Source organism: Streptomyces violaceorubidus (genome assembly GCF_000717995.1).
In the GTDB taxonomy this organism is placed as follows: domain Bacteria; phylum Actinomycetota; class Actinomycetes; order Streptomycetales; family Streptomycetaceae; genus Streptomyces; species Streptomyces violaceorubidus.
The window spans coordinates 1-3,606 of the sequence record NZ_JODM01000082.1; the positions used below are offsets into that span (position 1 = coordinate 1).

The window sequence follows — 3,606 nt, forward strand, 5'->3', positions numbered from 1 at the left end:
CTTGAACTGCGGCGGATAGTGCTTCATGACCACGGGACATCCGTTCTCCTGGACTCAAGATCCAGTCTCTCGGGTGTCCAAGACCCGGGGTCAAGGCCCAGCACCTACTTCCTCGGCATGGCGGGCGACACCCTGGCCGACGGCAGCACCCGCAATGCCCCCAAGATCAACGGCATCACCGACCGCAACGACTTCTCCGGCCGCACCGCAGAGACCCGCACCTACGACAAGGACGGCACAGGCGGCAAGATCGTCGCCAAGACCACCTACCTCCCCTGGGAATCCGACGCCACCGCAACGCAACACATCACCGGGATCACCGACCCCGACAAGCCAGGAACCACCGGACCCACACTCCCCGACACCGCCGCCCACCTCTCCGGCACCGCCACCGAGAAAGCCTCCACCCTCCTCGACGACGGAACCTGGCGCACCCTGACCACCGCCCGCACCTACGACCCCGTCTACGGCCTGCTCACCTCCCAGGGCGACGACGGCGACCCCGAACACGGCGTCAAACCGGTGTGCACCCGCACCACCTACGTCACCCCGGACAAGAGCAACTGGCTGATCGCATACCCCAGCCAAGTGGCCAACGACGTCTCCCCACTGTGCGAAGGCGGGGTCCTCAACACCGCCATCACCAGCGCCAACCGAACCTCCTACGACGGCCAAGCACCGGGCACCGCACCCAAGCCGGGCCAGGTCAACGTCACCAAGACCGAAGCAGCCTCGACACTCGACAGCAACGATGCGCTGGTCTGGGAGACCACCAACCAGGCAGCACACGACCAATACGGGCGCACCACCAGCAGCACCGGCCAGGACGACCAGACGACCACCACCACCTACACACCGGCCACCGGCGCACAACCCACCACCACCACCGTCACCAATCCGAAGGACCAGAAGACCACCACAACCTTCGACGGACTGCGCGGACTGACCCGCAACACCACCGACGCCAACGGGCGCACGGCGAGCAGTGAATACGACAGCATGGGCCGCCTCACCAAAGCATGGAGCGTGGGCCGAGCCACCACCGAGGACCCCAACACCACCTTCACCTACAGCATCTCCGCCACAGAACCGTCAGCCGTCACGACCAAGACGCGCCGGGAAGACGGCACTTGGGCCACATCCGTCACCCTCTACGACTCCCTGCTGCGCGCGCGCCAGACCCAGAGCGACGCGGTCGGCGTCAGCGGCCGCACCGTCACCGACACCTTCTACGACACCCACGGACGCGCCTTCCAGACCAACGCGCCCTTCTACAACGACCAGCCCGTCTCCACCACCCTGCTCACCGTCACGCCGAATCTGATCCCGGCATCGAGCGTCACCCAGTACGACGGCCGCGGGCGGCCCACCGCCACGCTGACGCTGTCCCTGAATGTGGAGAAGTGGCGCACGACCACCACCTATGGCGACACGTGGACCGCCACACTGCCCCCGGCCGGTGGAACGGCAGAACTCGCCGTCAGCGACATCCGCGGCCGCACGATCGAACGGCGCGAGTACAAGGACCGCAACCCGGTCATCGGTGCGTCCGCCGACCACTACGAGTCCACCCACTACGCCTACGACGCGGCCGGGAACCTCTCCGAGGTCACCGACGCCTCCGGCCGCAACACATGGACCTACACCTACGACCTTCGCGGTCGCCAGACAACCTCCGGCGACCCGGACAAGGGAGCCGTCACCACCGTCTACGGCAAGGACGGCCGCATCGCCACGACCACAGACGCCCGCAAGACAACGCTGGCCACGACGTACGACGAACTCGGCCGCAAGACGAGCCTGCGGATCGGCTCCAGCACGGGTACCAAGCTGGCCGAGTGGACCTACGACAACGCTCCCGGTGGCAAGGGGCTGCCGGCCGGCTCCATCCGCTACGACACCTCCGTCACGCCGGCCGCCGCGTACACCACATCCGTGACCGGCTACGACAGCGCAGGCAACCCGACCGGCACGAAGGTGACCGTCCCCTCGGTCAGCGGAGAGGAGGAACTCGCCGGTACCTACACCGTGGCCACCACCGCCACCCCCGTCAACAACCTGCCCGCCACCACGGCCTACAGCACGACCAACACCAACGCCACCACCGCCCTGCCCGCGGAAACGGTCACCGACCACTACGTGCAGGACCAGCTCTCCATCGTCGACGGCACCCTGTCCCAGGCCTACCTGCGCGGCGCCACCTACACACCCTTCGGTGAACTCGCCCAGGCACAGCTCGGCAACCTCGGCACCCTGGTCACCCAGACCCTGGGCTACGACACCGTCACCCGACGCCTGGCCACAGCCATCACCGACCGGCAGGCCTCCGGCCCGAAAACCCTCTCCAACACCAAGTACAGCTACGACACCGTCGGAAACCTCACCCGCGTCCGCGACGACCAGAACGACGGCACCGTCATCGACGACCAGTGCTTCGCCTACGACTGGGCCCGCCGCCTGAGCCAAGCCTGGACCACAGGTGACGCCTGCACCACCCAGCCCGCCACCGGCACCCCCACCCTCGGGACCACCGACCCCTACTGGACCAGCTGGACCTTCACCAACAGCGGAGACCGCGCCACCGAAACCCAGCACGCGGCAGGTCCCGTCACCGCCGACACCACCCGCACCTACACCTACCCCACCACCACCGGCGCCGCCCAGCCCCACGCCGTACGCACCGTCACCGCCACCGGCGGCGACACCGGTACTGACGCCTACCGGTACGACGACACGGGCAACCTGATTACGAAGACCCCCGCCACCGGCGCCGTCCAGGACCTCACCTGGAACGAGGAAGGCAAACTCGCCACCTCCACGCTCTCCAGCGCCACCACCAGCTTCCTCTACGACGCCGACGGCACCCGCCTCCTCAAACGGGAACCCGCCACCACCACCCTCTACCTGCCCGGCGGACAAGAACTCGTCCTCACCAAAACCACCGGCGCCCTGGCCGGCACCCGCTACTACACCGTGCCCGGCGGCTCCGCCATACGCACCAGCAGCGACGGCAGAGTCCGCATCCTCGTCGCCGACCCCCACGGCACCAACACCCTGTCCATCTCCGCCACCACCCTTGCCTTCAACCGCCGCAAAACCCTCCCCTACGGGGCCCCCCGCGGAGCCGCCCCCACCTTCTGGCCCGGCCAGAAAGGCTTCGTCAACGGCGACATCGACCCCACCACCGGCCTCACCCACATCGGCGCCCGCGACTACGACCCCACCACCGGCCGCTTCATCAGCGTCGACCCCCTCCTCGAACTCGACAAACCACAAACCATCGGCGGCTACGCCTACAGCGCCCACAACCCCACCACCTACAGCGACCCCACCGGTACCAGACTGGGCGGCTGCGAGGGCGGCTGGCAGGAATGCGGGCCTGGCGGAAACGGCGGCGACAGCGACAACGGGCCACTCGTCGAGGACACGGTAACCGGGGGTCTGGGCACCGGCACCGGCACAGGCAGCGGCACCGGCAGCGGCGGGAACTCAGGAGGCGGGAAGGACGGGCCTTGACCCCGGGTCTTGGACACCCGAGAGACTGGATCTTGAGTCCAGGAGAACGGATGTCCCGTGGTCATGAAGCACTATCCGCCGCAGTTCAAG

1 protein-coding gene is annotated in these 3,606 nt (G+C 67.9%); it reads left to right on the forward strand.

Annotated features, from left to right (window positions below; translation table 11 throughout):
• The first annotated feature begins 117 nt into the window (after nucleotides 1-117).
• Nucleotides 118-3,516 carry an RHS repeat-associated core domain-containing protein gene (locus tag IE94_RS0133945; RefSeq protein ID WP_051777899.1) on the forward strand — a complete coding sequence of 1,133 codons (3,399 nt, stop codon included), beginning with the start codon at nucleotides 118-120 and terminating at the stop codon, nucleotides 3,514-3,516.
• Nucleotides 3,517-3,606: the final 90 nt, after the last annotated feature.